Raw genomic sequence first — 26277 nt, 5'->3', positions numbered from 1 at the left:
AGTGTGGGCGCGCGGCTACGGCGTCTTGCCGACGTCGCCCGCAGCCAGCGCCAGCGTGGCGGCGGCGGCCAGCGCGGCGCTATAGGCATCGGCCGATGCATTGCGCGCCAGCAGCAGCTGGTTCTGCGCCAGGTTTGCTTCGGTCACCGTCCCCACGCCCTTGCGATAGGCGGCGAACGCCGCGTCATACGTGGTCTGCGCGGCATCGGCCAGGGCCCGGGCAGCGTCGTAGGCGGTCAGGCTCGATTCCAGCGCGCTCTGGCTGACCACCACCTGACGCACCGATTCCTCCTTGGCCCGGGTCAGTTTGGCCGACGCGCTGTCCACGTCGTTACGCGCCTGCGCCAGCACGGCGGAGCGCATGCCACCATCGTAGATCGGCAACGTCACGCCCAGGAATACGCTGTTGCCGTACCGATAGCCATTGAGGTTGACCGTGGGCGGCTGCTGGCCGATCGGCGGAATGGCCGTGATGGCGGAGCCGCCCGACGCATACGACGCAAACGCCGACATGAAGACCTTGGGCAGGAACGCCGCCTCGGCCGCCTTCACGCGGGCCTGGTTGGCGCGCTCCAGCGCATAGGCGCCCAGCACGTCGGGCCGCTGTGCAATCGCGCGTTCCACGATCTGCTCGACCGAACTGCGCAACGCCGGCGACAACGGCCGTACCGGCATCTCGGCAATCAGGGGCTTCGACAGTGGCGAGATGCCGATGGCCGTCACCAGCCCCAGGTAGGCATCGGTCTGCGCGCCCTGCGCCTGCACCATGGCAAGGTTGGTCTGGGCGCGGTTCTGGGTGGCCTGCGCCACCTCCACCACCGTCCCGACGCCACGCGCAAAGCGCGCCTTGGCCGCCGTCAGCACCGCTTCGGCATTCGCCATGGCCTGATCCACCGTGGCGCGCCGCGAGCGCGCGGCCAGATAGCGGTAGAACGCCACGCTGACATCGTGAATGATGCGCTGATGCATGGCCGTGAAGGCGATATTCGCGGCCACCGTGGCCTGCTCGGCCGCTTCGACCAGGCCCGCCCGCTCGCCAAAGTCAAACAGCAGCCATTGCAGCGACACCACCGAGATCGCGCCGTGATGCGACGCGTCCACACCGGCCGTGCCCAGGGCCGTGTTGCTTGATAGGCGGCCGTTTTGCCAGCCGCCCATCGCCGCCACCGATATCTGCGGCAGATAGGTGCTGCGGGCAATGCCGGTAGCCAGCGCCGCATTGCGGGCATCGTTCCAGGCCACGCGCGTTAGCGGGTTCGACGATTCGGCCAGGTCGATCAGCTCGGCCAGCGTGTACGGATGCGTGGCGTCGAGCTGGGCCGGCGGGGCGATGGTCGCCAGCGCCGAGTTGGCTGGCAGCGTGTAGTCGGACGGCCGGTTCTGTGGCGCGGGCCGGCTGGCGGCACCGGCCACGATTTCGCCGGCGCCGGTGGTCTGCGGCTGCCACGGCCGGTCGGCCTGCGGCGGGGCCAGGTCAAGCGCCGACGTGGCGCAGCCAGACACCAGCAACGTGGACACAACCAGCGCGGGACCTATCGGCAGGCGTGCCAGCGGATCAGGTTTGTGCATGCGATGCAGGTGGATGGGCGGGCCCGGACGGCGAGTCGGCCAGCTGTTTGTCGACGATGGCCAGCAAGGCATCGCGGGTTCGGGTATCGGCGTCGGTCGCGGGCGGCACCGATGTGGCGGGCGATGCCGGCGGCTGCGCAGTCCGCACTGCATGGAGCCGCGCTGCCACGTCGGGATCGCCCGGAAACCGCTCCGCCAGCAGAAATAGCGGGCCTGCCACGGCATCCAGCATGCCAAGCCGCCGCCGGTGATGATCGATCCACGCCAGCCCCGGCCCGACTCTGGCCGGCTCGTAGCGGGCCAGCGCCAGGTCTTGCGCGATAGCCCCCTGCAGACCCAGCGCCGTGGCCGCGTGCTGGCGCCGCTGGTCGGACTGGCGGGCCGCCACCAGTTCCTGCCACTGGCTCACCAGGGCGTTCAGGGCGCTCTCGATTCGGCCGGAAATGCTGACCGGCCAGATTCGCGTGAACACCAGATAGACCACGAGATTGCCAACCAGGATGCCGATCACACGGTCGCGGACAATGGTCAGGTCGAACCCCGGTGCCGGCCCCTGGATCACGCAGAGATAGAACGCAAACGCGATCTGAAAGCCCGCGTACGCGATGCGCGGCGACCCCATGGCAACCCACGCCGACAGCCAGGTGCCCGCGAACACCAGTGCCAGCAGGCCACCCACCGAATCGAGCGCCGGCACGACATAGACGATGGCCGCCGTACCCAGCGCCGCACCGATCAGGCAGCCCGCCAGCCGCAGCACAAGCTTTTCCACCGATTCCGCCGCCGTGCCCAGCGACACCAGATAGACAGTGATAAAGCAGGTATGGATGCCCGGCCAGTTGAGCTGCTGGTAAAGCAGGTAACAGAACATGGCCGCGCCCGTGGTCTTCAGGGCGTAGTGAATGTGCGACCGGTTGGTGAAGGCATCGGCATCCAGAAAGCCGCCAGGCCTCTTGCCGGCCGCCTGGGGCTCCGGGCTGGCCGGCGCGGCGGTGTCAACCGGGGCGGCAGCGGCAGCTTCAGGCTCGGCATAGTGCGCAATGGCATGGCGCAGTTCCGCCAGGACTGACTGCTGCAGCGGGGACAGGCCTGCCGCGTCAGGCAGCGTCACCGCGACATCCTCCACGATATCCACTGGATAGCCACCGGCGTCGAGCATCCGCGCCATCTCGTCGAGCGTATCGGCAATGGGGTCGGCAAGCGCGGCCGGCAATCTGGCGCCATCCTGCCGGCCGACCACGTCGGCTGCCATCAGGATCGCCGTGGTCGACGTCATCGCCTGCCGCAATGCCGAGACATCCGCCGTATTCGCGCTACCTTCGAATTTCACCAGCTTCAGCCAGCCGGCCACCGGCTGCACACCGTCGCGCAATGCTTCGGGGATGGCCCGGCCGCCCGCTTCGGGATGCCGCAGGCCCTGCGCCGCCACCCGCATGCAGTGGGCCAGGCGAGCCCCGGCCAGCCGGCGCGGCGACGGGCCGATCAGCAGGTTGACCACCACATTCGCCGCGATCGGGATCGCCACCATCAGCCATGCGTAGAGCAGCGCCCGGGTAGCCACTTCGCCGCCGGGCACCAGGCCCAGTTCGTCGAGTCCGAAGCCGATGATCATGGCTACGATGGCCCCCACCGGCCGCAGCTTGCTGGCCGAGGTCAGGAACAGCAGCCCGGCCGACATGACGGCCATGCACGCCACACGCAGCAAGTCGCTGTCGAGCGTGAATCCCGCGAGCACGATCACCAGCCCCACGATGATGCTGACCAGCACCAGCATGCCCACGCTCATCACGATGCTGCTGGTACGGTCGGCGCGATTGATAAAGAAGATCACATAAGCCGAAATGGCCGCTTCGGGCGTGCCGTAGATCGCCGCGACGAGCGCCGTGAGGGTGCTGGCCGCCGCAATGCGCGTGGTGGCGGCGGCGCGCCCCGGGAACGGGGCCAGCAAGGCGCCGATATCGGCCAGGCCCAGTCGGGGCGGCTCACCGGCAGGCCGTGCCATGCCGCACCTCGACCGTTGCGCTGGCCCCTACGCGCGCCAGCGTTTCCGGCGGCTCTTCGAGCTTGATCCGCACCGGGAAGCGGTGCGCGACGCGCACCCAGTTCACCGACGGCTGCACATAGGGCAGGGCGCGCGGCAGGTTGAGCCGGTCGGTATCGGTAATGCCCACGCCGATGCCCTGCACCGTGCCCCGCAGCGCGTGGCGCCGGTCGATCATCGAATAGACGGTGGCACAGTCGCCCACATGGATACCGGCCAGTTCGGTTTCGCGGAAGTTGGCTACCGCAAACCATTCGCCGGTATCGACCAGCAGGAACAGCGACTGGTTCGGGATCACCACCTCGCCGGCCAACGACCGCAGGCTGCTGACGCGGCCAGCGTGCGGGGCACGGACCACGGTGTCGTCCAGCGCGCGCTGGGCAATGGCCAGCGCGGCCTCGCGCGCCTGCACGGTGGCCACGGCATCGTCCTCGCTGCCCACGGCCTGTGCCGTGGTGGCGCGCTGCATCTGGGCCTGCTTCAGGGTCACCGCCGCGTCGCGCCAGGCCACTTCGGCCTGATCGAGTTGCTGCTTCGGTACATAGCCCTCGGCGGCCAGCGGACGCAGGCGTTCCACGGTGCGGGCCGTCAGCGCGTAGTTCTGCTCGGCACGTGCAATCTGCTCCGATGCTACCGATGCCGTGCCGCGCTCGGTGCCGATGGCGCGGCGGCGCGTGCCCAGCATGGCCTTTGCCAGTTCCAGGTCCGCCTGCGCCTGGGCCAGCGCCAGTCGGTAGGGCACGGGATCGATCTCGAACAGGACCTGGTCCTTGGCGACGTGCTGATTCTCGGCGACCAGGATGCGGGCGATGCGTCCGCCCACCGGAGAGGCCACGTGCACGAAGTCGGCATCGAGCGCGGCATCGTCGGTGGAGGGATAGCGAACCGTGCGCTGCCATGCGTAGACGGAAAGCAGCACGGCCAGCAGGACAATTGCAAAGGCAATCAATTTGCCGCGTAACGGTGCCCGGCTGATACCTGCCATTTTCATGGAAAATGCCCCGTGCCGATTAACCAGACGATTTCGGCAATCATCAGTCCGATTGCCGTATTGACCAGCAGTTGCCAGCGGACGGTTTCCGCCCAGCCGGTTGTCACGAATATCCGCCAGGCTACCAGCGCGCCCGCGATGCCGACCAGCGCGCTCAGGAGCCAGAGCGGAAAATAGGCACCGAACAGAGGCACGGACGGCGCGCCCGCGCAGCCAAATAGCGGGATAACCAATGCAGCTAGCAATAGCAGGCGTGGCAGGCGTGCCATGGGCAGGATGGCATGGACGGGCCGGAAAATGGTCACGCCAATATAGCAGCGCCGAATCGGGATTGTCCAAGGGACAAAGAAAATTTAAAGTGGCGGCTGAAAATGCCAAACCAGAAAGGGCAACCAATGCGCAGGGAAGTACAGGCTGGCGATATCGAGCTGGGCAACCCGCTCAAATCGGCCCTGGTCGACGAACTTGGTTTTCCCGTAGCTGACGAGGGAACCGTCTTCAACACGGCCGAGGAACGCATGCTTGCGCTGCAGGGAGGCCGCTGCTTCTGGGCCGACGACCTGGCGCCACTGCGGGCCGATACACCCAATGCCGCCTGGCACGACCGTTATGGCCTCCTGGTTGGCACGCTGCTGCACGTGAAGCGGCCCGGCGATGCCCACCGCGCGGCTGTGAGCCGCCTGATCGGCTTCAATGACGGCGCGGCATTCATTGGCTGGCCTGGCCTGGCCGGCGTCCCCGCCGAGATCGACGACGGCGAAACCGTGCTGTTTCGCGGGTTCTCCGGCACCAATATCCACAGCTTCTCGGCGCGGGTCCAGGCCACGTCGCGCACACCGTTCCCATACTGGATGCTCGATGACATCCGGCATCTGGAGGCCCGCGAATTGCGCGGCAGCATCCGCGTGCCCGTGCGGCTGGTGGCGTCGCTGTCGCTGGCCGATGGCCCGGCGTCGCCGCAGACCGTGCTGATTACCGACCTGAGCACCGGCGGCGCGTCGATTTCCACGGCATCGAGCCAGTTCGGCACGCCCGGCCAGCAGGTGCTGCTGGAATTCACGCTGCGCGTCGCAGGCCTGAAGAAAAAGCTGTCGATCGAGGGCTGGACGCGCGAAGACCCCGACGCCGATGCCGCCGAGCCGTTCCACCATGTGGGGGTAGCCTTCGACGCGTATGGCGAGCACGAATCGCTGCTGCTGTATTCGTTCATCCACGAACAGTTGCTTGAGAGCGCAACCATGCGGCCGGGCGGCAAGGGCGGCGAGGGGTAGGCCGCGAGGCGGTCCGGTCTGTCCCGCGCGGCCCCCATGCTCTGTTATTTGCGCGTTGCCACGCTTGCGCAGACGAAGCTGGACGCGGAGTCAACGCTGCCGGTGCCCTTGTACCTGGCCTGTTTCGGCCAGGCGCACAGCGGGCGTGTCCGGCTCGACCCTTCCGTTACCTGGGCAGCCGTGGCCAGCCCCCCGGTCTTGCTCTCCAATCCCTTGGCCGCAGCCAGGATCTGGTCCGGCGCCTGCCCCTTTTCCACCCAGGCCTCCAGTGCGCCGATGGCATCGAACGTGTTCGGGCCGACACCGCCACGGCAATGGCCCATGCCGGGCGACAGAAAGAGGCGGGCGAAGTCCGGGGTGCCGTCAACGGTGCGGCTCACGGCCTGGTAATAGTGGATCGTGTCATAGGCATTGCCGATCGGATCGGCCAGGCCGTGGTAGACGATCAGCTTGCCACCGCGCTGTTTGAAACGGCTCAGGTCAGGATCGACCGAATCGACCAGCGGGCCAACGCGCTGCTGCACCGTGGCCATGTCGCGGTCCCAGTCGAAGCTGCGCCAGTCCCACTTGGCGTCCTGGAAGACCCAGTCCCGGAAGAACTCCGTACGGAACGCCTCGGGCCCCTTGATCGCATAGCCCCAGCCACCGAGATAACCCGATTCGCTGCCGACCGGCCAGCCCGGATAGATCTGCGCGCCCGTGCGCGGATTGCGCGCCCCGGCGTAAAGGCGCTTGAGCGTGTCTGCCTGCGCCGATGTCAGACAGTTGTCGCCATCGGCCTTGCCCTTGCACTGAAGCACCTTCGGGTCGAAGTGGCATTGCGCGGGGTCGCCGATCAGGCCGTCCTTGACACCGTCCCGGGCATCGCAGGCAGCCACGGCAGCACGATTGATCGCCGGCAACTTCGACGGCGGAATATATCCGGCTTCCGTTTTCATGTTCTGCGTAGCCATCCACAGGAAGCCCGCATTGAGCGCCGTGCGATTATTGCCGGGGGCGCCGGCGATGATGCCGTCGAAGTCCTCGGGGTAGCGCTGCGCGGCCGCCAGACCCTGGCCGCCCCCGGTGGAACAGCCAAAGTAGTACGCGTGCGACGCATCGCGCTGCTGGTAGGCCTTGACCAGCGCGCGCGATGCCACGGCTGCCGCGTGGATCGATCGATAGGCCCAGTCGGCAATCTTCTCGGGATGGCCTACACCCCAGTTCAGGTTTTCGTTCCGGTAGCCAGCCTTGTCCTCGTGGCCGCTATCGCTGGAGATCACCGCGTAGCCGCGCCGCACGGCCGGCTCCAGTTCGTCGTAGCGGATGGTACCGACGTAGCCGCCATTGCCAACCACCATCATCTTGCCGTTCCACGCACCCGCCGGCGGCATCCAGAGTTCGAAACCGATGTCGGAATCGGCAGTCGGCGACAGACGGCCCGAGACGCGGCAGAACGCGGGCAGGTTGTCGATCTGGTGCCCGTTCGGCAGCTTCAGCGTGCCGGCCGGCCGGTCTGCGGTGGCCGTCAGTTTCACGCCGGGCACACTGGCTTCGGCCAGCGATTCGCAGGCGCTGGCCGCCTGGGCGGCAGGGGAGAGCGCCAGCATGGCAAGCGCCAGTGCACTCATGGCGCCTAAGGGCTTCCAGGGTTTCAAGGCTGTCTTAGGGGATGGCATCGGGGATTGTCTCGCTCGTTAGTTATGTTTGCCGTGCGTCGCGCAGGACACATGCATTCTTGATGAAGCGGTACTAAAAGACAAACGGATGCTTTCTTAGTCTTCCTAAAGAAAAGTTTTATGATCGGGCTTTTCACCCGGAAACCATCCGATGAGCACCATCCGCATGCTCAAGACATTCCTGGCCGTGTCCGAACTGGGCTCGTTTGCCGCTGCCTCCGAGCGCGTGGCGCTGACGCCGGCCGCCGTCGGGGCGCAGATGAAAGCCATGGAAGACCTGTTCAAGCGTCCGCTGTTCAACCGGACCGGACGCACCGTGACATTCACGCCGACAGGGCTGGCGCTGGTGGCACGCGCCCGGCGGCTGGTGGATGACTACGAGGATATGCTGGCCGGGCCGCCAAGTGGCGACGAGATCGCGGGAACGGTCACCGTCGGCGCCATCGTGTCGGCCATGGGCGCACTGGCTACGAGCGTGGTGGACCTGAAGGCACCGTATCCGTCGCTCGACATTCGTATCGAGAACGGGCGCCAGGCCGATCTGTACGGACGCGTGGTCGACGGCGACCTGGACGCGGCAATCCTGGTGGAGACCATCCGCCCGGACGGACGCGCCGCCATCTGGACGCACATGTATGAAGAACCGCTGATGCTGATCGCCGGTGCCAGCGTGGCAGCGCCGGGCATGGATGCGCTGGACATCCTGCGCAGGCAGCCGTTTGTCCGCCTGGACCGCGGCATGACCACCGGCGCATGGATCGACCAGTTCCTGCGGCGCAGCGGCGTGCGACCCAACGAACTCGTTGAAATGAATTCACTACCGGCCATCGTGGAACTGGTCCGCCAGCAGGCAGGCGTCGCCATCGTGCCGGTACTTCATCACTTCGGCTGGCATCGGGACGCCGGGCTATGCCTGCTGCCGCTGCCCGGCAAGCCAATGTCCCGGCGCGTGGGGATGCTGGAAAGCACCCGCCACCTGGCCGTGACCGGCATCATTCGCGACCATTTCGTTCGCAAGCACTGCGTATAGCGCAAGGCAGGGCAGCGGGGCAGGCCGGCGGGACGTATCCGGCTGTCAGGCCTGCTCGTCGAACGGCTTGCTGCCGAGCACACTCACCACATGGTCGACAAAGCAGGTAATGCGCGAGGCGAGGGCGGTATTGCGGTAGTAGACAGCATTGATCGACTGACGCACGTCGAGCGTCTGCCTGGCCAGCAGCGGCACCAGTCGCCCCGCCTGACGGTCGGCGCGCGTCATGAAATCGGACAGGCAGACAATGCCCTGGCCCGCAAGCGCCAGGCTGCGCAGCGTTTCGCCGCTCGACGACGCGATGGTCGGCTTGATATGGACGGTATCGCCATCGCCGTCGCGTAGCGGCCAGTCGTTGAGCGAATCGGGCTGCGTAAAGCCCAGCAGCGCATGGCCGGCCAGTTGCTCCACCCGGGTCGGCGTGCCGTGTCGCTTCAGGTAGTCGGGGCTTGCCAGGACGCGGATACGGCTGGTGCCGATGGGGCGGGCATGCAGCGTTGAATCTTTCAGCGCGCCAATCCGGAAGGCCACATCGGTGCGCTTTTCGATCAGGTCGATAATGCCTTCGTTCGAATTCAGCTCCAGTTCCACCTCGGGGTAGCGCTCCCGAAAGCCTTCCACCAGCGGCACGATCACGTGGAGCATGAAGGGCGTGGCGGCGTCGACACGCAGCCGTCCGAACGGACGCATGCGGCGGGCCGCCATCTGCTCTTCGGCCTCGTCCATCATCGACAGGATGGCGCGCGCATGCTGCAGGAAGGCCGCGCCTTCCTCGGTCAGTTCTAGCCGGCGTGTGGTCCGGCGCAGCAGGGTGGTCTGGAGCTTCTCTTCAAGCCGGCTCAGCGTCCGGCTCGTAGCCGAAACGGTCAGCCCCAGGTGCTCGGCGGCGGCGGTGATCGATCCGGTATCCACGACGGCCGCGAAGGCCAGCAGTTCGTCGATAGTCGTCTTCATTCTTGATTCCACGTCAAATGAAGACGACTTATACACGGCATTTGGCGCAAAGGTAAGCCTGCCGCCTCCGCCCGCCGTCCTGGGCCGGATTTGTCAGGCGGGCACCGCAGTGCGCGATTGCGCGCGCCGGACAGAGATGGCAACAAGGACGACGATGGGCAGCGCTACGGCGACATAGCCGATCCGCGTGTAGGCCAGCGCGCCCAGGATCGCACCCACGGCGAAAGACAGCACGCTGGGGACCATCTTTCCAAGTCTGGCCCGGATCGCCGGGCGCGCCTCGGGCGAGGCGGAGGGCAGATCCACCAGGTCGATAATCACCTGCGTGCTGTTGCCGGTCATGATCGTGGTAGGGCCAAGATCCACCAGCGACGTGCGCGACAACGCGTTCTGGATCGCCATGGCCGCCACGGCCAGCAAGCCGGCGAGCATCGCCAGATTCGAGTCCGCTCCGACGCCCAATGCGTGCATCCGCAAGCCAACGGCGGCGAACGCGGCCAGCAGCAGGCTCTCGGCAGCGATCAGCGGCACCACCGCATCGCGCCCCCGCTGGATCAGACGCTTCTCCGTCAACCTTGCCACGACCACCGCGCCGGCAAAGACCGGCAGCGCCAACACCTTCAGGAACAATCCCTCGGTACTGCCCACCGATTCCACGCCGATCATGATCAGGTTGCCGGTGACGTGTGCAGTGAACAGCCCGGCCAGCGCGATAAACCCGATCACGTCCGTGTAGCCAGCCACGAAGGCCAATGCCGCAATATCCGCCTTGCCTGCCTTGCCCGTACTGCCCGCGTTCCCAGTGGTAGCCATGCCAACTCCTTGTTCAAGCCATCCGGACGGCCCCATAACGGTTTGCGCGCCCCATGTGCCGAACTATAGTGATGTGCCGGCCCACACGAGCAGGCTGGCACTGTCAGAGTCATTCAAATTCACTGAAGCATGGGAGAAGGCATGAAAAAGGGTTACTGGGTGGCCGCTGTCGACATTGCCGATGCCACCGGCTATCAGAGCTACATCACCGGCAACAAGGCAGTATTCGAAAAATATGGCGCCCGGTTCCTGGTCCGGAATGGCGAAAAAACGGTGGTCGAAGGCGCACCGCGCTCGCGCATCGTCGTCATCGAATTCGAAAGTTACGCCCGGGCGCTGGAATGCTACCGGTCGCCGGAATACCAGGCGCTGATTGCACTGCGCGCACCACACTCACAGGCAGATATCGTGGTGATCGAGGGATATGAGGACCTGAGCGAGTGATGGGGTGACGGGGTGATGGCAGGGGTCGAAGATGTTGGGGGCCTGCCGGGTGCGGGTACTCCGAGCCATCTATTATTTAACATAATATGTATTATGCACAAACCGTAGGCTGACTGACCCCAGGTGGATTCAGTCAGCCCGTAGTGCACGCCTCTATGCGAGGCGCAGTTTCACGGCTCTACGGGCGCCCTTAAAAAGCTGTTTGAGCTTGTCCAGCATGCCCTTGCGGCTTGCTTCTTCTTCTGCCAGTACGCGCAGTGCCTCGCCCTCGGTCATGCCTGCTTCGCGCGCAAGGATTACGGTGGCCAGCGGTCCCGGAAGGTTTTGCCCGAGTTTGTAGCGGTTCAGCACTGGCTGGGCTATGCCCATTTCCTTCGCGGCTGCGTTCACGGATCGCCCGTGTAGCGCGCGCTCTATGAATTCTCCGTAGTTCATAAAAAACTCCAATTGGGACGACTAATCACATTTGTATAAGCTGCACACCTATACAGATGTGAGTAACGCGCATCTGTATAGCCCGAAGTGTAGGGCGTAAACAACGGTCCGTAAACCGGCCGGTGTGTAACCAAATCCTGCCGGACGTCGATTCCCGGCATAGCGGAGAAACCAAATGAGCCAGAAGCATCTGATCCATATCCACGCCGTGACCGTCCGTGAGGGTGTCGCCCGCAAGACTGGTAACGCGTACCACATCGAGGAAGGCGCGTGCATCGCGTCGGCAGAGTATTCGGACCGCGAAGGCGAGATCAAGAAGGATACGACTGCTGGTCTTCTGAACCTCCCCGATCACTGCCGTGGTCTTCCCCCCGGTGCCTATGAGCCCGTTTTCTCGTTCCGCAACTTCGAAGGCAAGGTGATGCCGTTCATCGTGGATCTGGTTCCGGCTGGCGTGAAGCAGGCTGCGCCGCTGCCGGAAAAGAAGGTGGCGTGATGTATCGCGAGTGCCTGGACTGTTTCTGGGAAGACGACGAGTCTCGTTTTTTGGACGAGGCTTACATGGCTTTTCAGTGCCCGAACTGCGATTCGCTTCGCACGTTGGGGGTGTCTGAGCATCCTGAACTGCGCGGCGAGGTCGAATGATGCGTTGGTTCCTCTCTCTGTTCTCTGAGCGCGTGGTCGTCGAACTGGACCGTCGTGCGCACGCCAGGGCGATGTACGCGAAGTATCGCGCTGCGGTGGGTGGCTGATCGTGGCTCAGTGCGTTCTGTTCCAAGGTGGCGCTTTGACCGCGACGGCTGACGCGCCGGAAGCGTGCCAAGGCTTCGTGTTGCAGACCGCTGCTGAGTACACGTCTACCCTCACCCTCGCCCAAGCTTTACAACCTCCCGCAGCTACCGATATCGGGGCGGCTTGGCTGCTGGGATTCTCTCTGCCGGTTGTGTGCTTCGTGGTCGCACGCATGGTCCGCTCCGTTTTTGTATGGGAGAAGTGAAATGAAAAACAAGCTCCAACGTCTGGCCGCTCTGGCTGTTCTGACCGTGGGTACTGCTGGCTCGGCAATGGCGGAAGCCGCTGGTGTGGACGCCTCGGGCGTTCTGGCTGGTATCGACAGCACGTCGGTCGTTACCGCCATCGTGGCTGCTGGCGCCATCATGGCCTTGCCCGGCTTCGCAAAGTGGGCGATCAAGAAGACCGCTTCGTTCTTCGGCTGATCGAACTGTGGTGCGCCAAGGCCCGTACAAGCTCTGTGCGGGCCTTTTTCTTTGTGGGGGTGATGATGCTATGGCTACTGTTCTTCGCGTTCCTCGGGTTGGCTTCTGGGTCCGCTGTCGCTATTGGCTTCGGCAGTTAGAGGCATTGGTGCTTGCGCTGGTGCTGTCGGCGCTGCTGTCGGTGCCAACGGTGCGTGCGCAAACGTTGTCGTCTGATGGTTCGCTGAACTGGGGCATTACGACGACCGGTCCGAGTACGTCGTCTGTCAATGGGACGGCGCTGGTCATTACTGCCGCTGCTCTGACCGTGGGTATGGTGGCTACGGGCGGCATACCGGCTACGGTAGCTGTCACCGGCCGTGCTTTGACAGTGGCTGGTTCCGTGGTCGCGCCGATTGCGCGCAGCATGCTCCAGGCGGCGGTAGCGCGTGGACCGCTCACTGGCGCAATGCTGGCGTTGGCTGTGGCTATGACGGGTGACACGACGTACGATGCGGCCAGCAATTCGTTTAAGACAAAGAATCCGTACACCGGCAGTCAGCCTTATTCCTCTGCGGGCGGATACTGGGTTTCCGGATTTGTCTCGACTGTTGCTGCTGATCCGCAACCGGTTTGTGATGCGTTGATGTCGTATGCGGCGGGTCAGTTTCCGATATACAACTTTTCTATGGGTCAGTACGTGATCGGTAGTTCGAATAGTGCTACGTGTCATTTAAATCGTACGCCTAAGGCTGGTGGAACGGTTGTTGATGTCACGTACAGCCTGAGTCACAAGACTGGTTGCAATACGGGCGACACGTTGCGTGCGGACGGAATGTGCATTCCACCTGGTTGGTCTGATCCGGGGGCATCTGCGTCTACAGATGCGCAGCTCGAAACTGCGCTGGCTTCGCCTGCTGCGTTGGCTAAGGTGTGGGACGCTGGCGGTTGCGGCGCGAAGATTACGACGTTCCGTGACACGGCGAGTGCGGACGATCCTTGTGCGCAGATCGTCGGTTCGCCGGGAGCTGGTGGTCGGACGTGGACGCCTGTGACGGTGCCCAATGGTGGCGCGGTGACGTTTCCGGGTAAGACCGAGACGACGACGGATGGCACTGGCAAGGTGACGGGGACGCGCACAACGACGCCAACGGCGAAGATTGCGGCGAACACTGATCAGGCCACGATGGGTGCAACGCCTGTGACGGTGACGCCTGGACAAGTCGTTACGACCACGACAAATAACCCTGACGGCACCACGACCACGACCACCACGACGACGACGAATGCGACGCAGACCACGCCGCAACAGACGGACGGCACTGCGACGTTTTCCGCTGGCGACGCGACGCTGTACACGCGCAAGTCGAGGACCTGGAACGATGTGTTGAGCTCGTTTCAGAACTCGGTTAAGGCAGCGCCCTGGTTCCAGGCTGCGTCGAATTTCTTCACGGTGACGATCTCGGCTTCGCAGTGTCCGCACTGGTCGATGCCGGCTAACAAGTGGATGCCTGCCCTGGATGCTGGCCAGTTTGTTTGCAGCTCGACGATGGTCGGGTTGTACCAGCTCGGCGGGGTAGTGGTGATGATCGTTGCGGCCTGGGCTGCTTTCCGGATTGCCTTCCTATGAACGGGATCATCAACGCGATTAGTGCGCTGGCCGCGTGGCTGCTTAGCCTTGTGGTGAAGGTCTTCGCTGCACTGTGGGACCTGGTCAACGATCTGATGATTGCCGGGGTCGATGGCCTGCTGTCGGCCCTGGCCGCGCTGCTGTCGGCGATACCGGCGCCATCATTCCTGCAGAGCGTCAGCCTGCAGACGCTGTTCAACGGGCTGGGTGCCGATGTTCTGTATTTCGTCGGCGTGTTTAACATCGGCGCGGGTATTGCGCTGTTGGGTTCGGGCTTTGCGTTTCGCATGCTGCGCAAGGTCGTGACCCTCTTCCAGTGGTGACGCGATGTTTATCTTTCACGAAGGTCTGCCCCGGTCTGGCAAGTCGTATGAGGCGATGGCGAAGCGCATTATTCCGGCGCTTCAAAAGGGTCGTAAGGTATTTGCGCGGCTGAACGGTATCGATCATGCCAAGGTTGCTGAGGCCGCTGGTCTGCCGTTGGAAGCAGTCAAGGCGCTGCTTCATGAGATTCCCGAGCAAGACGTTCTGCGTTGGCATCTGATCGTTGAAAACGATTCGCTGGTCATCCTGGACGAAATGCAGAATTTTTGGCCGCACGGTCAGCGCAATGTGCCGCAGGATCAGGTGAAGGCCATTGCCGAGCATGGGCATCGTGGTCTGGACATTGTCGGCATGGGGCAGGTGCTGAAGGGTGCGGGCGGTGTTCATGCGAACTGGGTGAACCGGTGCGACCAGAAGATCGTTTTCGAGAAACAGAACGGTCGCGGCGCCGATGCTAAGTATCGGTGGACCGCATATAAGGGTCAGCACGACGGTCAGCGGATAAAGTTCGTCAAGGTCAACAGCGGTGTCGAGAAGTACGATGAGCGCTACTTCGGCACGTACCGCACGCGGGTCGAAGGCTCGGAGAATGCGGAGACGTACAAGGACAAGCGGACGAACATCCTCCACAACCCGATTTTTCGGAAGTGGTTGCCGCTGATGGGCATCGTGGTGGTGCTGGCGGTCTTTTACCTGTTCAATTTCTTCAAGGGTGGCGGCTTTGAGAAGTCCCTCACGAAAAACAAGCCGGTCGATGCGCCGCACGTTGTCACGACGACGGTCGTCACGCCGGCATCTGGTGTGGCCGCTGTCCAACCTCCTGCGGTTCAGGGACCGCCGGTTAGCCAGGCACAGGCGCAGGACGCGATGGCCGCGGATTACGTGGCGTCGATCTCTGGCAAGTGGCGGCCGCGGCTGAGCGGGCTGATCTATGACAAGCGGCGGTCACGGCTGTATGTGGAGTGGTACGACGATAGCTTTCGCCTGAAGGAAAGGCTCTCGGCGGCGCAGTTGGAAGAAATGGGCTGGGGCGTGCAACAGTCGGCCTATGGCGAACATGTGATGCTGCACAAGGCTGGCGTGCATATAGCGGTCACGTCGTGGCCGATTGAACCGTTCGGCAAGATCAGCGAAGAATCGAACAAGGGTATTGCCGCAGCTGCGGGCGTCGAAAGGTCGCGTTCGGACGGCTAGCGTCGGGAGTGTCCGCGCTATGGTCAAGAACCCAAGAACCAAGAACGTATTTCCCTCGTGGCAGTTGTCGAGCGACTCAGCGAGGCTGGCGGGACCGAGTAGCGGGTATCACCACAGGCAGTGAACGTAAGGCGCAGGTCCGTGTGCACACCACCCCTCTCTACAAGCCGCTTTTTATGGGCGGTTGATGGTCTAGGGTGGCTTGATGCAAATGGTGAGGGCTGAAGTGGATCTGATGGGTTTTGTGGGCATCGGCCGTTCGCCCGCCCGCCCGCAGCGGCAGCGAGGACGGACGGGCGAGCGAAGCGAGCCCCTAGACTTGAATCACTGACACTTAAGAAATCAGCACGCGGCACGCAGGCGACAGACAAAGAAAAACCCCGGCAAGGACGGCAATCCTTCCGGGGCGTGGCACAAGCAGTCAGGCTAAGGACATTGCTCATGCTGGAAAACATTATAGATAGCGCCTATGACGTTTCGCAACCCGATTTTGTTGCGAAGCAGATAGACTTTCACCGGCGCATGGCGCTGGAAGACGTCGAGCGGGAACAGCGGGTGTTGCAGCCCAACGTGCGCAAACAGACGATCGTGCGCGTTGTGGAAATGCCTGACGGACAGACTGAGGTGGTCGGCTATCAGATCAACCGCCACAAGGACCACTGGCGCCCCGACATGCCGCGTGCAATGCGCGGTGAGTCTGAAGACCGCGAGCGCAACGTAGGTCGTGCTGCGCAACGTGCTCGCAAGAACGTTCGCCTGAAGGTGAAGGCTATCCGTGGCGACCACCTGCTGACGTTGACCTATCGCGAGAACATGGAAGACCGCGACAGGGCGGCAAAGGACTTCAAAGAGTTCGTTCGCCGCGTGAACAAGCTCAAGAGTCGTGCCTTCTCCAGGCTGGATTACGTGGCCGTCCTTGAGACGCAGGAACGGGGCGCTTGGCATATCCATGCCGCTGTGAATGGCTGGCAGTCGGTCAAGGTGCTGCGCGCCATCTGGCTTGAGGTCGTGGGGCGTGACAATGGCAACATCGACGTTCAAGGCCCTAGGTCGAAGACCACCGGCAAGCCACGCGGTGTGCATCAGATCGCCGACTACCTTTCGAAATACATCGGTAAGGACGTGGACGACAGCGTTCTGAACAAGAAACGCTATTGGGCGAGCAAAGGCATCGTCGTGCCTGAACGGCTGACGTTGGGGACGTGGGAAGGCGACGACATCGATGAGGCCATGACGCACGCTTTCCGCTGGCTGGCGGACAACCACAATATGCAGGGCGTGGCCGCATACGTGTCACGGGGTCGGCACTGCTTCTGGTTCGCGACTGCGGACCGCTGGTACACCAAGCCAGTGGGCGAGGAATGACGCTAGAACAGTTCCATCTGACGCGTGCGGAATAGGACTAGGTCAAATGCCCATCGTGGCACTGGTCGATGGCCTGCGCGGTATTGCTCTATAGTGCGGACTGTGCGGCCAAGCCAGAGGGCTAGAACCTTGTTTGGGATGCCGGTAGTGGCGGCGTTGAACTCTGACGCGAAAACGTGCTTGGTGGCGGTGTACGGCTTCTTGTTCTGCATGACCCAACGAAGTTTTTTCGCTGGATTGTAAATGCCTGAAACCCGCGTGGGGCAAGGCGTTGCGCCCTGCCCCGATCAAGATGACGTTCTATGTATTATTGCCCGGACGCATGTTGGCGCTAAATAGTAGTGTCGTATCTGAGCCAAATAGAAATGTCGCCCCCTTAGCCAGGCACGTCAGGCGGCTGGTTTTGCGGCTGCTGGAGGATGGTCCCGGTGGACTGATATCGCGCAAGCGCGAACGTGCAGGACATCCTCGTCTTTTTTTCATTGCACCACGGGTACAGCCCCGGAAACGTCGGCGACATCGCCTCTCCACTTCCAGTCTCCCCCCAGCGCCAGCAATAGCGCAATACGTCGGTTGAGATGGGCGCCTCGCACGTTGATGAGGTCCATCTCGGCAGCCAGGAGTGACTGCCGGTCCTTCAGGACACTGCGCGTGTCGGAGGCCCCAATCCTGGCACGTGCTTCTTCACGCTGGACCAGCAACCGGCTTTCGCGCACTCTGTCTTGCAGTTGTGTCGTCCGCTCGGCATAGTTGGAATCGGCCTTCAACCCCGCCTCCACCTCGCTCAGCGCCTGCAGGGCGCTGTTGCCATAGGCGATCAGGGCGGCCTTCTGCCCGGCCGTGTAGTAGTCCGCCCTGGCCTTGAGCTCTCCGCCAGTAAAGATCGGCGCGAAGAACGAGCCATTCAGCCCCTTGATCGGGCTACCGGCCTGATTGAGCAGGAACACATCGCTGCGGATTCCAGTAATGGCCGCGCTGATGGAAATGCGCGGCAAGCGCGCTGCCTCGGCCGACTGCCTCATGTCGAAGGCCGCGGCAACCTGGTGGGCGGCGGCCGCGAGATCAGGGCGACGATCGAGCAGTTCCGCCGGCAGGCCTGCCGGAGGGGCCGCCGGTATGGCCGGCAGATCCAGCCCTGGCCCGATCTTGCCGATTTCACCCGCGGGATAGCGGCCCAGCAGCAATTCCAGGGCCTGTGCAGCCTGGCTTCTAGCCAGCTCAGCCGATTTGAGCGCGTCAAGCTGCGACCGGCGCGCACTCTGCACCTGCAGTAGCTCGCTGTCCGGCGCGATGCCGATGGCAACACGCTTGCCGGCAAGCTCCACCAGTTGATCCTCGATCGCGACGGCCTGCCGCAACCGGTCTTCGAGCCGCGCGTTCTGGATCAGCGTGAACCATGCCGTGGCCGTGGCCGCGGCGACGATGCGCTGTGCCCAGAAATAGTCGTCCATGGTAGCGGCGTACTGGGATTTTGCCGCCCGCGATTGCGCGCGGATACGCCCCCAGAGATCGATCTCCCAGCTCGCGCCAATGGAAAGGATCTGAGTCTCCGAGTTGCCGGCCCTGCCCTTCACGCCTGCGCCCGGCAGCAGGCCGCTGCCCTGAATGGTAACGAGCGCCTGCGCCTGCTCGACGCGCACCGCGGCGAGCAGGAGGTCGCCGTTGTGCGCGATGGCTTCCCGCACCAGCCGCTGGAGTTCAGCATCGTCGAAGGTTGCAAGCCAGCCGTCAGGGGGGCTGCCCGCTGCAGCGTCGTTCGCCCAGGCGGGGCTACCTTCGAGCGCCGGGACCGCCTTGTGTCGAAGGTCGGCACCTTGGGGCGGCGTTTGCAGAGCGCAGCCGCAGAGCATGGCGACCGGAATCGCCAGCAATGCCGGAATAATCTTGTTGACATATGACGACGACACAGACATCCCTTTAGTGAAGCTTGAATACCAGATAGTTCAGCTTGGAGCTGACGCGAAGGAAGACCATACGAATGATGTGGAACATCTCCATATGCTTTGTATAGATCGCGCCGGCCCCGACTGCGCCGGCAGGAAGCATCATGTGCTTCGACTCGTCACGCAGGTCCAGCTTGACCGCGAACCGATTCGGCACGATGTCCGTTGCGCCGGTATCGGGAATCATGCCGCCCTGTGCAAATTGCCCTTGTGATTGCGCCCACACGACCGAGTCCACCTTCGCCTTGATGATCTCTCCCGGATGCGTCGGCAGATAGATCTCGGCAAGGTCTCCCTCCTTGACGTTGTAGAGCTCGTTCTGTCTGTAGAAGGCCAGTACTTCCTGCTGATCCTCCACAAAGCTGAATGCCGGCGAGAAAGGGAACGGGACAAGCATGGTGCCTACGCGCACCTGCAGATTCACGACCTTGCCATCTGAAGGTGCCCGATACACAGTCTGGTCAAGCTCCCACCTGGCCTTCTCAAGCATGACTTCGGTCTCCGCACGCTTGGCGCGCGCAGTGGCGATGGCCGCAAACTCGCCCTGGCTCTTGGCTGACAGCTTCTCTCTGGCTTCATCCTCGGCGGCCTGCGCGCTGACCAGTTCGCCTTCCAGCTCGCGCTGGCGGGCCAGTGCATCGTCCCTGTCGAACTTCGAGCCGGCCCCGGCCGATAACAGCGCGTTATGTTCGTTGAGCCGCTGACGTGCCAGCGTCAGCTTGGCCTGCACCGTACTCACCCTGCCGGCCGCGCCACGCACGAAATCGCTGAGCTGGCGCGCCGACGCCTGGGCCTCGGCAAGCGCCGCGTCGTCCGCCATCAGCCTGCCCTCGAGTTGCTTGACCGAGGCCTGATACGGCGTCGGATCGATACGCAGCAGCACATCGCCCTTCGTGTAGCTCCGGTTACCCTCGGCAGCGAGTTCGATGATGCGGCCGCGAACCTGCGGGACTACCTGAAGGACTTTGCCCACGACGCGAATGTCATGAGAGGAAGGCGCAACCACGTTGAGCGTCAGGATCAGCAGCGTCATCGCGATCACCGGGATCGTGACCGCGATGACCATCGACGTGGTGTTCCACGGCAGCAATTTGAACTTGAAGAAGATCAGCCAAACGGCCAGCCCGTAGACCGCAAGCAACAGAGCATCCATTCAGACCGACTCCTTTCCGCCGCGCATGGCGCTAGCGACAGGTTCCGGCGTCGACAACCCGACGGTCTGCATCCCGTATGCGACGCCTTCGCTTGTCCTGGAGGTCGATACCTCGGTGCCATGCGATGACGCCTCGTCGTCCTCCGGTGCCTTGTCAGTGCCATAGGCCGCCCGATAGAACACCGGCTTGGTATGCGCCCAGAGCCAGGCCAGTGGCCACAGCAGTCCTCCGAAGAAGAGCGAGAGCAGGCACAGCGCGTGTATCGCCTCCATTTGTGGATGGCGCTTCCGATGCGCGACCTTCTCGGGCCAGATATGGAGCATCCAGAACAGGTAGACCCCGGCTACGGGCACAAAGATCAACACCACCCAGGAGATGGCATTGGCCACGTTCTCAAGCGCCTTTCCGCTGAGCGCGGATGCAAAAGCGGGTTCAGTCAGCGCCAGCAGGACGACGCCCGCCAGCAGATATGGTCGCAGTTTCATGGAGTAGTTTCGGGATGGAGCACGAGGGCTCAGTTTCACAGTGCGCCGGCAAGTCTAGGAGGTAGGTGTCCCGCTACGGAGGCCACTGCGGGGAGCGTCCTTGGACGTGCGCCCTGCCGGCTGGCCAGATTGCTCGTCTTCCACTGACGACGGCGTGCCATCGATTGCCGGTGCATCGTCGGCGTACAGGAGGTTGTACTTGCTCCTGGTTGAGGCATCCGAAGCAAGGCACATGGCGGCCTTCGCAGAAAGACCGGCTCCCGTGCACAGGTCAGACTGCTCGGTGGACCTTTGCTGTCCGGGGTTGGGCGAGATCTGCGCGTGCGAAGGCCCGGCGCCCATGATCAGCATTGCAAGGCCTATTGCCTGGACGGCCGATCGGCGGGTCGTGATCATGTCTGCTGTTTCCTCCAAAGGTAATTCCACTACCGTCAACGCCCACCGGCACTTCCGGCGACGTCACGATCGGGCACATACCTTATGGCAGCGCATCAATTGCCGCTATCAAAGAAATTAGAAAGTAAGCACGTGCGGGACGGACCAGTCCCCCGTATCGCCAGGTTTTTCGAATTCCTTTGATAGCCCGCGCGGCGAGGCCGCGCTTACCCTGTCAGCCGTCGCACGCCTCTCAGGTGAAGCCCTGCTCCGCCTGAACCAAATACCAGAATGAATGTTGTTTCCTTGATATCTGCCGGCGTCATTGCCGTCACAGCCACAAGCGTCCTGTCTGGATGCGCGATCCCAAGTGCCGATAGCTTGCACCCGTTCCAGGAACCCTGGCCGTGGACCAGGATCGTGGCCGTCAATCGCACCGATCATGACGTGCTCGCCGTGCGCGCCGGTCGTTGCGAAACCGGGCCCGCATTGCAGCACTCGCAATCAACCCCAACTTTCTGCTTCCTTGGCAAGAAGCCCGACGGGTCGATCGCGGTTACCTGGAACGATGCCGTGACCGGTGCAGAATCCGGTACGGCTTCGAATGAGGGCAAGACCCACGCCTCCAAGGCCCCCCCGCCAGGCCTGTGGCATAACGATCCCCGTCCGGAAGACATCACGGGCGGCTATCTGTGCGTCCTGTTGCGCAACGACGCGCAGGTGAGCCTGAATGCTGCCACCACCGCCGAAGCGTGTGCCGTCCTCTAGGACGTTTTCACACTGGCTCCCCGGGGCCAGGGTGGACCGGTGGCCAACGGCCCGGTCCACCTTCCGCGCCTATTGCACCGAGTAGCCCCGGCCCGTCATACATGCCTTCCACGCCTGCCAGTAGGACGCCAACGCCAGATCGTTGCTGGCCTGCGTCTGCGCGCTGATCGCAGCCGCCTGGCGGCGCTGCTGGCGATGCGTGACACCTCCGGCAACCATGCCGACGGCCGCGCCGGTTGCGGCCCCTTTGCCCGCGTCACCGCTGATCGCACCCACCACGGCGCCGGCGGCCGCGCCACCGGCTGCTCCCCTCAGCCGCTCACCACCCGGCACGATGACCGGGACTGGTGAACTCGCGACTCCGTACGGATCAACGCCTGACTGCCGCTTGGCCCAGCCGTAGCAGGCGCCATCGTCGCTGGCCTGCAGACCGGTTGATTGCCCTCTGGCCGGATAGGCAACGGGCTTCTGCAAAATGGTTTGCGCTTGTGCCAGTCCGGCCGTCCCGGGTATTGCGCCTGACACGAGAGCAAATGCCGTGCACGCGGCAAGAGCGAAGTCGTTACGATTGCTCATGAATTCTCCTGTTCAAAGAAAAAACGCCCACAGGGAGGCGGGCATCTGCGAGGTCTGCCTGGGGAGAGTGCCCAAGACGGTTGCCCGCAAGGGCGGGGGCAATCACTCGTTCCCTCAATGCTCGCCGTACAGAAGAGCAATCACAATCGTAGAAATTAGAAACACAGCGGAGCCGCGCAGCCCGCAATCTGGCTAAGCGGCCGGCAGGGACTCACACATTTTCCTCAGACGCTGCGTGATGTAGCCGGACTGGAGTTCGATCTCGTCGTCCCAGCGATCGGTGTCCGCCGCGTAGTCACGCAGGTCTTCGCACAGTTCGGCCAGTTGCGAGGGGCCGCATACCGCCAGGGTGCCCGAGATGCGATGCAGCAGCCGTTCCAGCCGGTTCACGTCGTGTCCGGCCCGAACGACGTCGCACTCATCCAGATCCGCTCCAGTCTGTATGAGGAAGGCTTCGACATACCCGGCCGGGACCACCGGCATCTCGGGGAGCTCGTCGTCGGCCAGAATATCCGCCTGCACGCCATCGTCCGAGTGCATCCTGCCCGCAGGATCACCGACACCAGCGAGAACTGACGCGAGGCCGGCGAGAGACAGCGGCTTGGTGAGATAGCCGGTGAACCCCCTCGCCTGCCCCTGCGCCACATCCTGGGGCCGCGCGCTTGCGCTCACGGCGTACACCGGAATCTGCATTCCCGCTTTCCTCATTTCGCGGAGCAAGTCGAAGCCGTTCATGACTGGCATGTCTATGTCCGTCAGGACCGCGTCCACGCGATGCTTCATCAGCGCCGCCATCGCCTCGCTGCCGTTGCTCGCTTCGACAACCCTGGCACCCAACACGCGAAGCTGGTCCCGCAACAGGTTCCGGTTCAGCAGGTTGTCTTCGGCAACCAGCGCAGAGAGTCCCGCAAGCGGCGCCAAGGGCCGCTCCTGCAAGGCGGATACGACGAGGGCATCGCCAGGCCGCTTCGGAGTCCGGACCTTTGCCGCGACTGCCTGCGCAGCGGCAAGAATGCCGGACAGACTGTAGGCGGAAACCTCATAGCCACCGTCTTGTCGCGTCATTTCCACGATCGAGCCCAACTGCTTCAGCCATACGATCGATGCCGGCTTTGGCCACCAGTTGATGACTTGCCCGGGATCGAATGCCTCGGAAACCAACAAGCAGTCATAGCAGTCCACGTCAACGGCCTCGTCCATGTCCGAACGCGCTGACGGCTGACACGCCCCCCAGTCGAAATGGTTCAGCAGCCCTTCAAGGCACTCTGGTTCCCGCGACAGCACAAGCGTCCGGGTCGCCGGCAGACGCAGGCGCGGTGGTGGCGCCGTGTCAGACACCCGGAGTGGGAGACGGACCGTGACCCGGGTCCCAACGCCCAGTATGCTGTCCAGCGTGATACGGCCTTTCATCCGCTCCACCAGCCGCATGCAGATCGACAAGCCAAGCCCGGTCCCTCGGGCTTGGGCGAAGCGGTTGTTGTCGACCTGTGAGAATGGCTGGAAGAGCCGATCCTTGTACTCTTCAGGAATGCCAATGCCGGTATCGGAGACGACGATCTCAAGATTCTCGTCCACCCAACGCGTGCGCAAGACGATCTTGCCAACCTGCGTAAACTTGAATGCATTGCCAAGCAGGTTGCTGACGATCTGGGTCACGCGTACCGGGTCAAGATCGAGCCGTGCGGGAAGATCCTTGCCGTGCACCACAAGGAAGTTCAGCTTGCGCTGCGCCGCTAGCGGCGCGAGCGAGATCGCAATCCGGCTGAGCAGTTCAGTGACAGATACAGATTTCTCGACGAGGCTTATTGCCCCCACATCGATCCGGGAAAAGTCGAGCATGTCATTAACGATCTGCAGCAGCCCCTCGGCCGAAACCTGCATCGCACTCATCCTCGTCCGCTGCTCCGGTTCCAGCGCCCCCATCGCGACAAGCTCCATGTTGCCAAGGAGCGAGGCGAGCGGCGTGCGTATCTCGTGGCTCATCGACGCAAAGAACGACACCCTGGCCCTGGCGGCCGCATCGCTTGCGAGCTTCGCCTCGTGCAAGAGCCGCTGTGCGCGTGCTGCTTCGGCATAGGTCCCAGTCAAGAAGCGATAGTTCCAGTAACGGTACATCGCAAACAGCAAGGCGATGAGCGCGACGGCGATCAGGCCGATGACGATCAATTCATCCGTCATTTCCTGAAACTGCTGGCCCACCGGGAGCGCAAAGATCAGATGCCCGAAGTCGGCCACCAGGGGCGGGCGGCGCAACGCCCATCCATAGTCCGGAACCCAGTGAAACATCCCGTCCGGCTGATCTGCCAGCCGGACATCGACGCGTTGCACGCCGTCGCGGGCGTCCGTTGCAACCAGCGGCGTGCCGAGGCTGTCGAAGACAATCGGCTCGGGAATCGACAGGTTGGGCCCGGCAGGCCGTAGCAGCTTCCGCAGGGGGATTCGCGTCAGGACGATGGCGTAAAGCGCATCGCCCTTCGCTACCAACGAGGCGCCGATAATCTCGGGATCGTCTCCTGCTGCCCGGGCCGGGATTCCCTTCCAGATAACGCGCTTCTCTCTTGCCGCCTGCAGGAGGTCCATGTTACGGCTTTGAAAGCTCTCGATGACCGTGCGGATGATCGTCGGTGAGGGCATCAACGGCAGCTCCGATTGCGCGGCCGGTCCCGATGGATCCGTTGCCTCATAGCGATACGTCGCGCCATTTGCAATCGAGATCATCTCGATCGATGGCTTCTGGCTTGCGGCCGTCAGCGTGCGGACCGACTGGTCGCAACTCTGCTGCAAAATTTCGTCCGGCGGAGAAGATGGCGAAACCTGCTTGCAGAGATTGCCGGCCGACCGACCCTTCGAGACGGGAAACGTGCCATTGGCACGCAGTTCCAGAATCAGGTTCGTGGCAGTAAGGGTGCTCCGGCGCTCCAGGACAGCATCGACTACACCTTGCTCATACAGCCGGGCAACCTGCTCCTGCGCGCGCAGTGAGCCATTCAGCCGGACAAGCAAGATTGCTCCTGCAATCGCGATGACGAGCAGCGCCAGCAAGAAGATCACCATCGAGAACACCCGGCGTTCCCGCTGCAGGTGCCGTTCAACGGCGTCTAGGTCGGCTGACGGCGGCGGAGGCTCGAACTCGCCTTGCATCACGCAAGACCGTTGTCGCGCGCGTAGGTGACAAGGTCAGCATTGCTCGTGATGTTCAGCTTTCGCATTGCGGAGCGCTTCTGCGTCGCGACGGTGGCCGGCGAGCGATGGAGATACCTGGCGATTTCCGTGACGGTGCTGCCTGCCGCGAACATGCGCACCACCTCGATCTCCTTCGGAGACAACGGGCTTGAGGTGCCATTGTCCAGTGCACCGGCGCCTGCCATCCGGGCCGCAATCGCCGGCGAGAGACGCTGGCCGTGGCCGGACACCGCGTCGACGCAAATCTGCCTCAGGACGACCAGTTCTTCGTTCTTCCCAACGATGGCAGCGACACCCGCCTCCTTGAGACGAGTGAGCAGGCCACCATTGGTCAGCATCGTGAAGACAACGATCGGTGTTCCGGGGCTAAACTGCCTGAGCCGCTGAATCAGGCGAAGTCCGTCGTCATTGCCCTGGGAACGCTCCATTGTGAAATCCGTAACGATGAGATCAGGGCGTCGCGTTTCCAGCGCGGCGAAGAGTTCCTTTCCTGATGAGCACGTTGCAGAAACTTGGACATTTGGGATCGCGCTCAAGGTGCTCTTGACCGCGAGTTGAATCACCGGGTGATCGTCCGCGATCACGACGGAGATGGTACGTAGGGGCATGCGCGTGACTTCTCCACACTCCAGATCATCCTGGGTGAGTATTCTCTTACAGCATGCAAAGTGGTCCATCCACAAGGCCGAACGGCCTCGATACGTCCTGCGGCACGCACAAACGGACTTGGGGGGCGGCCCGGCCTGTCGGTGGACCAGCCTGCATAGGGCTCCCGAGTCTAACAACTTGTCAGTACGCTCATTTGGCAATAAGGGACAAAAATTTGACTATTCGTCCCATTCACTACCGAGAACACCGGCTTGCAGACCTGGCGCCTG

The 26277-nt window shown here is 63.2% G+C and carries 24 protein-coding genes; 10 read left to right on the top strand and 14 right to left on the bottom strand.

All coding sequences use genetic code 11. From position 1 onward, the window contains the following. Nucleotides 1–15: 15 nt before the first annotated feature. Genes ACOABP_RS18810 through ACOABP_RS18795 form a run of 4 tightly spaced genes read right to left on the bottom strand, consistent with a single transcriptional unit; the run spans nucleotide 16 to nucleotide 4870 of the window. Nucleotides 16–1569 (bottom strand): TolC family protein, encoded by a 1554-nt coding sequence (locus ACOABP_RS18810; RefSeq protein WP_474229430.1) that lies wholly within the window; start codon nucleotides 1567–1569, stop codon nucleotides 16–18. Next, a complete protein-coding gene (locus ACOABP_RS18805; protein WP_474229428.1) occupies nucleotides 1556–3571 on the bottom strand; it encodes an FUSC family protein in 2016 nt (671 codons plus the stop codon). The genes ACOABP_RS18810 and ACOABP_RS18805 overlap by 14 nt, the downstream gene beginning before the upstream one ends. Further along, nucleotides 3552–4601, bottom strand: coding sequence for a multidrug transporter subunit MdtN (gene mdtN, locus ACOABP_RS18800; protein ID WP_474229426.1), 1050 nt, complete (start codon nucleotides 4599–4601; stop codon nucleotides 3552–3554). The genes ACOABP_RS18805 and mdtN overlap by 20 nt, the downstream gene beginning before the upstream one ends. Continuing rightward, complete coding sequence (locus ACOABP_RS18795) at nucleotides 4598–4870, bottom strand: hypothetical protein (RefSeq protein WP_474229424.1); 273 nt, start codon at nucleotides 4868–4870, stop codon at nucleotides 4598–4600. The genes mdtN and ACOABP_RS18795 overlap by 4 nt, the downstream gene beginning before the upstream one ends. Before the next feature lie 126 nt (nucleotides 4871–4996). On the opposite strand from ACOABP_RS18795, the gene ACOABP_RS18790 reads away from it, so the two are divergent. Next, complete coding sequence (locus tag ACOABP_RS18790; RefSeq protein ID WP_474229423.1) at nucleotides 4997–5872, top strand: flagellar brake domain-containing protein; 876 nt, start codon at nucleotides 4997–4999, stop codon at nucleotides 5870–5872. A 44-nt stretch (nucleotides 5873–5916) separates the two neighbouring features. On the opposite strand, the gene ACOABP_RS18785 is transcribed toward ACOABP_RS18790, so the two are convergent. After that, nucleotides 5917–7482 (bottom strand): tannase/feruloyl esterase family alpha/beta hydrolase, encoded by a 1566-nt coding sequence (locus ACOABP_RS18785; protein WP_474229421.1) that lies wholly within the window; start codon nucleotides 7480–7482, stop codon nucleotides 5917–5919. A 199-nt stretch (nucleotides 7483–7681) separates the two neighbouring features. On the opposite strand from ACOABP_RS18785, the gene ACOABP_RS18780 reads away from it, so the two are divergent. Continuing rightward, nucleotides 7682–8560: a LysR family transcriptional regulator gene (locus tag ACOABP_RS18780; RefSeq protein WP_474229420.1), complete on the top strand. Its 879-nt coding sequence runs from the start codon at nucleotides 7682–7684 to the stop codon at nucleotides 8558–8560. 45 nt (nucleotides 8561–8605) lie between these two features. Here ACOABP_RS18780 and ACOABP_RS18775 read toward each other — a convergent pair whose 3' ends face one another. After that, nucleotides 8606–9514 (bottom strand): LysR substrate-binding domain-containing protein, encoded by a 909-nt coding sequence (locus ACOABP_RS18775; protein WP_474229418.1) that lies wholly within the window; start codon nucleotides 9512–9514, stop codon nucleotides 8606–8608. A 93-nt stretch (nucleotides 9515–9607) separates the two neighbouring features. Then, nucleotides 9608–10327, bottom strand: coding sequence for a YoaK family protein (locus ACOABP_RS18770; protein WP_474229417.1), 720 nt, complete (start codon nucleotides 10325–10327; stop codon nucleotides 9608–9610). Between the two features lie 141 nt (nucleotides 10328–10468). Here ACOABP_RS18770 and ACOABP_RS18765 point away from each other — a divergent pair, with 141 nt between their 5' ends. After that, nucleotides 10469–10771, top strand: a complete 303-nt coding sequence (locus ACOABP_RS18765) for a DUF1330 domain-containing protein (protein ID WP_474229415.1) — start codon at nucleotides 10469–10471, stop codon at nucleotides 10769–10771. Between the two features lie 153 nt (nucleotides 10772–10924). Here ACOABP_RS18765 and ACOABP_RS18760 read toward each other — a convergent pair whose 3' ends face one another. After that, entirely contained in the window at nucleotides 10925–11206 is a 282-nt protein-coding gene (locus tag ACOABP_RS18760) for a hypothetical protein (RefSeq protein WP_474229414.1), read from the bottom strand. A 175-nt stretch (nucleotides 11207–11381) separates the two neighbouring features. On the opposite strand from ACOABP_RS18760, the gene ACOABP_RS18755 reads away from it, so the two are divergent. From ACOABP_RS18755 to ACOABP_RS18730, 6 genes are all read left to right on the top strand, one after another. After that, on the top strand, nucleotides 11382–11702 hold the full coding sequence (locus tag ACOABP_RS18755; RefSeq protein WP_474229413.1) for a hypothetical protein: 321 nt from the start codon (nucleotides 11382–11384) through the stop codon (nucleotides 11700–11702). Between the two features lie 502 nt (nucleotides 11703–12204). Then, nucleotides 12205–12423 (top strand): hypothetical protein, encoded by a 219-nt coding sequence (locus ACOABP_RS18750; RefSeq protein WP_474229411.1) that lies wholly within the window; start codon nucleotides 12205–12207, stop codon nucleotides 12421–12423. 148 nt (nucleotides 12424–12571) lie between these two features. Then, the gene (locus ACOABP_RS18745; RefSeq protein ID WP_474229410.1) at nucleotides 12572–14032 is read left to right on the top strand and encodes a hypothetical protein; all 1461 of its coding nucleotides are present in this window, start codon (nucleotides 12572–12574) and stop codon (nucleotides 14030–14032) included. Next, nucleotides 14029–14355: a DUF2523 domain-containing protein gene (locus ACOABP_RS18740; protein ID WP_474229409.1), complete on the top strand. Its 327-nt coding sequence runs from the start codon at nucleotides 14029–14031 to the stop codon at nucleotides 14353–14355. Before ACOABP_RS18745 ends, ACOABP_RS18740 begins: the two co-directional genes overlap by 4 nt. Nucleotides 14356–14359: 4 nt before the next feature. Further along, nucleotides 14360–15550, top strand: coding sequence for a zonular occludens toxin domain-containing protein (locus ACOABP_RS18735; protein WP_474229408.1), 1191 nt, complete (start codon nucleotides 14360–14362; stop codon nucleotides 15548–15550). 441 nt (nucleotides 15551–15991) lie between these two features. Next, nucleotides 15992–16915 (top strand): rolling circle replication-associated protein, encoded by a 924-nt coding sequence (locus tag ACOABP_RS18730; RefSeq protein WP_474229406.1) that lies wholly within the window; start codon nucleotides 15992–15994, stop codon nucleotides 16913–16915. A 479-nt stretch (nucleotides 16916–17394) separates the two neighbouring features. Here the strand turns inward: ACOABP_RS18730 and ACOABP_RS18725 are convergent, their stop codons facing one another. The 3 genes from ACOABP_RS18725 to ACOABP_RS18715 are packed head-to-tail and all read right to left on the bottom strand — an operon-like array spanning nucleotide 17395 to nucleotide 20497. Next, nucleotides 17395–18828 (bottom strand): TolC family protein, encoded by a 1434-nt coding sequence (locus ACOABP_RS18725; RefSeq protein WP_474229405.1) that lies wholly within the window; start codon nucleotides 18826–18828, stop codon nucleotides 17395–17397. A gap of 4 nt (nucleotides 18829–18832) precedes the next feature. Continuing rightward, on the bottom strand, nucleotides 18833–20011 hold the full coding sequence (locus ACOABP_RS18720; protein WP_474229403.1) for an HlyD family secretion protein: 1179 nt from the start codon (nucleotides 20009–20011) through the stop codon (nucleotides 18833–18835). Continuing rightward, a complete protein-coding gene (locus tag ACOABP_RS18715; protein WP_474229401.1) occupies nucleotides 20012–20497 on the bottom strand; it encodes a DUF3302 domain-containing protein in 486 nt (161 codons plus the stop codon). A 795-nt stretch (nucleotides 20498–21292) separates the two neighbouring features. On the opposite strand from ACOABP_RS18715, the gene ACOABP_RS18710 reads away from it, so the two are divergent. After that, complete coding sequence (locus ACOABP_RS18710; protein ID WP_474229399.1) at nucleotides 21293–21640, top strand: hypothetical protein; 348 nt, start codon at nucleotides 21293–21295, stop codon at nucleotides 21638–21640. A gap of 69 nt (nucleotides 21641–21709) precedes the next feature. Here the strand turns inward: ACOABP_RS18710 and ACOABP_RS18705 are convergent, their stop codons facing one another. From ACOABP_RS18705 to ACOABP_RS18695, 3 genes are all read right to left on the bottom strand, one after another. Then, nucleotides 21710–22216 carry a glycine zipper family protein gene (locus ACOABP_RS18705; RefSeq protein WP_474229398.1) on the bottom strand — a complete coding sequence of 169 codons (507 nt, stop codon included), beginning with the start codon at nucleotides 22214–22216 and terminating at the stop codon, nucleotides 21710–21712. A gap of 192 nt (nucleotides 22217–22408) precedes the next feature. Further along, on the bottom strand, nucleotides 22409–25357 hold the full coding sequence (locus tag ACOABP_RS18700; RefSeq protein ID WP_474229397.1) for an ATP-binding protein: 2949 nt from the start codon (nucleotides 25355–25357) through the stop codon (nucleotides 22409–22411). Beyond that, on the bottom strand, nucleotides 25357–26007 hold the full coding sequence (locus ACOABP_RS18695) for a response regulator (RefSeq protein WP_474229396.1): 651 nt from the start codon (nucleotides 26005–26007) through the stop codon (nucleotides 25357–25359). Before ACOABP_RS18695 ends, ACOABP_RS18700 begins: the two co-directional genes overlap by 1 nt. Nucleotides 26008–26277: the final 270 nt, after the last annotated feature.

It is taken from the genome of Cupriavidus sp. HE11 (assembly GCF_056097175.1).
The sequence above is the reverse complement of the archived record's forward strand: the minus strand, read 5'-3'. Positions and strand labels throughout refer to the sequence as shown.

Coding starts and splice junctions, on each gene's coding strand:
- ACOABP_RS18750 (WP_474229411.1), top strand. CDS start 12,205: ATGAAAAACAAGCTCCAACGTCTGGCCGCTCTGGCTGTTCTGACCGTG.
- ACOABP_RS18795 (WP_474229424.1), bottom strand. CDS start 4,870: ATGGCACGCCTGCCACGCCTGCTATTGCTAGCTGCATTGGTTATCCCG.
- ACOABP_RS18720 (WP_474229403.1), bottom strand. CDS start 20,011: ATGGATGCTCTGTTGCTTGCGGTCTACGGGCTGGCCGTTTGGCTGATC.
- ACOABP_RS18790 (WP_474229423.1), top strand. CDS start 4,997: ATGCGCAGGGAAGTACAGGCTGGCGATATCGAGCTGGGCAACCCGCTC.
- ACOABP_RS18805 (WP_474229428.1), bottom strand. CDS start 3,571: ATGGCACGGCCTGCCGGTGAGCCGCCCCGACTGGGCCTGGCCGATATC.
- ACOABP_RS18740 (WP_474229409.1), top strand. CDS start 14,029: ATGAACGGGATCATCAACGCGATTAGTGCGCTGGCCGCGTGGCTGCTT.
- ACOABP_RS18775 (WP_474229418.1), bottom strand. CDS start 9,514: ATGAAGACGACTATCGACGAACTGCTGGCCTTCGCGGCCGTCGTGGAT.
- ACOABP_RS18760 (WP_474229414.1), bottom strand. CDS start 11,206: ATGAACTACGGAGAATTCATAGAGCGCGCGCTACACGGGCGATCCGTG.
- ACOABP_RS18730 (WP_474229406.1), top strand. CDS start 15,992: ATGCTGGAAAACATTATAGATAGCGCCTATGACGTTTCGCAACCCGAT.
- ACOABP_RS18715 (WP_474229401.1), bottom strand. CDS start 20,497: ATGAAACTGCGACCATATCTGCTGGCGGGCGTCGTCCTGCTGGCGCTG.
- ACOABP_RS18785 (WP_474229421.1), bottom strand. CDS start 7,482: ATGAGTGCACTGGCGCTTGCCATGCTGGCGCTCTCCCCTGCCGCCCAG.
- ACOABP_RS18695 (WP_474229396.1), bottom strand. CDS start 26,007: ATGCCCCTACGTACCATCTCCGTCGTGATCGCGGACGATCACCCGGTG.
- ACOABP_RS18700 (WP_474229397.1), bottom strand. CDS start 25,357: ATGCAAGGCGAGTTCGAGCCTCCGCCGCCGTCAGCCGACCTAGACGCC.
- ACOABP_RS18765 (WP_474229415.1), top strand. CDS start 10,469: ATGAAAAAGGGTTACTGGGTGGCCGCTGTCGACATTGCCGATGCCACC.
- ACOABP_RS18770 (WP_474229417.1), bottom strand. CDS start 10,327: ATGGCTACCACTGGGAACGCGGGCAGTACGGGCAAGGCAGGCAAGGCG.
- ACOABP_RS18705 (WP_474229398.1), bottom strand. CDS start 22,216: ATGAGCAATCGTAACGACTTCGCTCTTGCCGCGTGCACGGCATTTGCT.
- ACOABP_RS18725 (WP_474229405.1), bottom strand. CDS start 18,828: ATGTCTGTGTCGTCGTCATATGTCAACAAGATTATTCCGGCATTGCTG.
- mdtN (WP_474229426.1), bottom strand. CDS start 4,601: ATGAAAATGGCAGGTATCAGCCGGGCACCGTTACGCGGCAAATTGATT.
- ACOABP_RS18735 (WP_474229408.1), top strand. CDS start 14,360: ATGTTTATCTTTCACGAAGGTCTGCCCCGGTCTGGCAAGTCGTATGAG.
- ACOABP_RS18755 (WP_474229413.1), top strand. CDS start 11,382: ATGAGCCAGAAGCATCTGATCCATATCCACGCCGTGACCGTCCGTGAG.
- ACOABP_RS18810 (WP_474229430.1), bottom strand. CDS start 1,569: ATGCACAAACCTGATCCGCTGGCACGCCTGCCGATAGGTCCCGCGCTG.
- ACOABP_RS18780 (WP_474229420.1), top strand. CDS start 7,682: ATGAGCACCATCCGCATGCTCAAGACATTCCTGGCCGTGTCCGAACTG.